This is a genomic window from Roseateles sp. P5_E11 (assembly GCF_054049355.1).
The window spans coordinates 1-3384 of the sequence record NZ_JBFUMO010000607.1; the positions used below are offsets into that span (position 1 = coordinate 1).

Genomic DNA, 3384 nt, shown 5'->3' on the forward strand with positions numbered 1-3384 from the left:
CGCCCGTGGCCGTCATATGGCGGGGCTGCCCGGCCAGGAAGACAAGGGTGCAGGCGCTGGCGCAGGTGCCCACCGCGCGGCTGGCCTGGCCGCGCGCCTTCAAGGCCGCGGCCATGCGCTCAGCCTCGCGCACGCGGCCGCCAGGTGACGCCAGTTCCACGCGCTTGAGGTCCCGTGCTGCCTCGCTGTTCAGCAGTTGGCGCAGTCGCTCGCCGTCGCCCATGCCGATGACACCATCCAGCCGCAGGCTGCGGCCATCGGCGGAGAAGCTGAACTTGGCCTGCCCCAGCGGGTCGACGCCGCGGGCCATGGACCAGTACTCGCCCACGCTGGGCAGGAAGCCGAACACCACCGAGGCCAACAACTGCAGGGTGCTGAGCGCCAGCGTGATGCGCGCCAGCCACCCCCAGAGTGCCGAGCCGCTTTCGCGCAGATAGTTGGCCGCGGCACGCCAGGCGCCGACGATGCACCACAGGTTCAGCGCCAGCAGCAGCGGCATGGTCACCAGCAGCGAGATGGCGCTGACCTGTAGCGAGTCGCCCTTGACGCTGATCCAGGTCATCAGGCCCGTCAGCAGGAAAGCCAATGGCGTGGCGACGAGGAAGTTGTTGACCCAGTAGCTGCGCACCAGGCTCATCTCGCCATGCCAGTGGCGGGCGAAGTAGCCGCGCTTGGATTCGCGGATCACGCGGGTGCGCGGCGACCGGGCGCCCGCCGGACGCGGGCGGTTCGAGGACTGCTGCCAGGCCGCAGCTTCGGGCGCCGGCTCAGGCGCGGCGCGTGGTGCATGGTGATCGACCAGCGTGGGATCGACGTAGGGGCGGCGATTTTGAGCGTCTGTCATGTGCCGCGCAGCTTACTGAGCCAGGCGCTGAAACCAAGGTGGCTATTCACCGCCGCACTTCAGCTGCGGTAATTGTTCAGCATCGGATAGCGCCTTGCCACGAGCGCAAACAGGGTCGCGGCCACGAGCGCGAAGCCGGCGAAGAAGAACATCAGGCAGGCGGTCTCGCTGTAGCCGGTCGACTTGATCGCCTGCAGCGCCGCCGGGCTCTTGATGCTGACGTTGGACAGCAGCACCCACAGGTTGCCGATGGTCACCGACAGGCTCCAGAAGCTCATGATCGTGCCCTTCATGGACAGCGGTGCCTGGCTGTAGGCGAACTCCAGCCCGGTGGCCGAGACCAGCACCTCGCCCAGCGTCAGCAGCGCATAGGGCAGCATCTGCCAGACGATGCTGACCGTCGTGCCTTCGTCCAGCCACAGCTGCAACACGCCGGCGACGATCCAGGCCGCACCCGCCAGCGCGATGCCTGCGCCCATGCGGCGCAGTGCCGTCACCTGCAGGCCCATGCGTTGCAGCGTGGGATAGAGCACCAGGTTGTTGAAGGGGATCAGGATCATCACCAGCGCCGGGTTCAGCGCCTGCATCATGGACGACTGGAACCAGGCGGGCTTGGCCATCTGATCGGCCTGCAGCACCCAGGTCGAGGCCTTCTGGTCGAACAGCGACCAGAACGGCGTGACCAGCGCGAACAGCACCAGCACGCGCAGCACGCTACGCACACCGTCGACAGCCTCGTCCGGATGCACGCCGCGCGCGCGCTCCAGCTGCATCGCCGCGCCCACGCCGCCAAAGCCCATCACCAGCACGAGGGCCAGGCAGACCGCCGGCACGAGGCCCAGGCCATCGATGCGGCTCAGCGAGTAGGCCGCACCAACGAGACCAAGCGATGCCACGGCGGCGCCAGCGCCGCCGGCCTTCAAGGCCGTCCAAACCACCTTCAAAAAGCTGTGCGGGTTGGCGCCGTGTGCCGGCTGGTGCACATACTTCTTGCGGCCGCTCCACAGGATGACGGTGGCGGCCAGCATCAGCAGACCCGGCAGCGCGAAGGCGACGCTGGCGCCATAGTTCTTCAGGATGAGGGGCATCAGCAGCGACGCGAAGAAGCTGCCGAAGTTGATGATCCAGTAGAAGGCGTCATAGACCTTCTGCGCCAGCGTCCGGTTGCTCTTGTCAAACTGGTCGCCAACGAATGAACTCACCAAGGGCTTGATGCCACCCGAGCCGAGCGAGATCAGGAACAGGCCGAAGTAGAAGCCCCGGATGCTGTCGTCGAACAGGGCCAGGCAGGCATGCCCCGCGCAGTACAGGATGCTGAACCAGAAGATGGTCGGGTACTTGCCGAAGAAGCGGTCGGCCAGCCAACCGCCCAGCAGCGGGAAGAAATAGACACCGATGACGAAGGTGTGGAACACCTCCTTGGCCTCGGCCTTGCGCAGGTCCTCGGGAATGGCCAGCAGCAGGCTGGTCATCATGAAGACCGTCAGGATGTTGCGCATGCCGTAGAAGCTGAAGCGCTCGCATCCTTCGTTGCCGATGATGTAGGGGATCTGCGGCGGCATCTTGGCCGCGGGGCTTGCCGCGGTGGCGGCGTCTGCGGTGACAGTGGTCGTCATGGGGGCCTCGGAGTTGGGGCTCTGAAAAAGAGAAACGCCGCCCGGCTTGTGGCCGAGCGGCGTTGGAGGGTGGGATCAGCCGACCCGAATCATGCCTCGAAAGGCAGCTTCACCTGGCTGAGATCCTTGCGGGTTTCCACGAGCACCAGCGGGCCCTCGTCGACAACGGCGACCGCTGCCGGCTCGCGGCCCAGCGGGGCCGGTGCGGGCTCGGCCGCGATGGCGGCCTGCACAGCGGCGATCTTGTCGGCGTCGGAGTTGACCCATTGCAGGCCGGCACCTTCGGCGATGGATTGAAGCTCGCCCATCGGCAGCTTGAAGGCTTGGACAACCGGCGCCGGGGCCGGCGCAGGTGCAGCGACCGGAGCCGGCGCGGCGGCCACGGCTGCGGGCGCCTGGACCGGCGCAGCAGCATTGGCCATCGCGTCTTCGATCAGCGAACTCTGCATCGGCGCGGCGGCCGAAGCGGCCTCCTCGCCAGCAGTGGCTTCCTGGCCTTCGACGGCACCTTCCTCACGGCGGCCTCGGTTGCGATTGCGACCGCCGCGACGGCGGCTTTCGCGGCCATGGCCCTCGGCGTCATCACCTTCGACGGGCGGCGTGGTTTCGGCGCCTGCGTCAGCAACAACTTCAGCCGGTGCTTCGACGCCGGCTTCTGCCGTGCCTTCGGTGCCCGTCTGATCGTCGCGCTCGCGGCCACCACGGCGACGGCGGCGGCCACGGCCCTGGCGCTCTTCACCGGCCGGCGTGTCGCCAGTCGGAGGCAGGGCGGCTTCGGCCTGGCTGTCGACAAAGGCCGGCGGCGCGTCGTGGACGGCGGCCAAGTCTTCGCTCAACGGCGCGGCAACCGGCAAGGCGGCCACGGTCTCGACCGGCGGGCGCTCCTGGCGCTCGCCCCGTGGGCGGCGCTCACCACGCTCCGGG

Annotated in this window: 2 protein-coding genes and 1 pseudogene; all 3 read right to left on the reverse strand. The window is 68.1% G+C overall.

The window, feature by feature from the left end; genetic code table 11:
- Positions 1 to 844: hypothetical protein (locus ACXJKR_RS27770; RefSeq protein ID WP_457325570.1), on the reverse strand; the 844-nt coding region annotated here is incomplete at its 3' end.
- 59 nt (positions 845 to 903) lie between these two features.
- A complete protein-coding gene (locus ACXJKR_RS27775) occupies positions 904 to 2460 on the reverse strand; it encodes a POT-type proton-dependent oligopeptide transporter (protein ID WP_457325571.1) in 1557 nt (518 codons plus the stop codon).
- An 89-nt stretch (positions 2461 to 2549) separates the two neighbouring features.
- Positions 2550 to 3384 (reverse strand): annotated as a pseudogene (locus ACXJKR_RS27780) (Rne/Rng family ribonuclease); the annotation flags it as partial.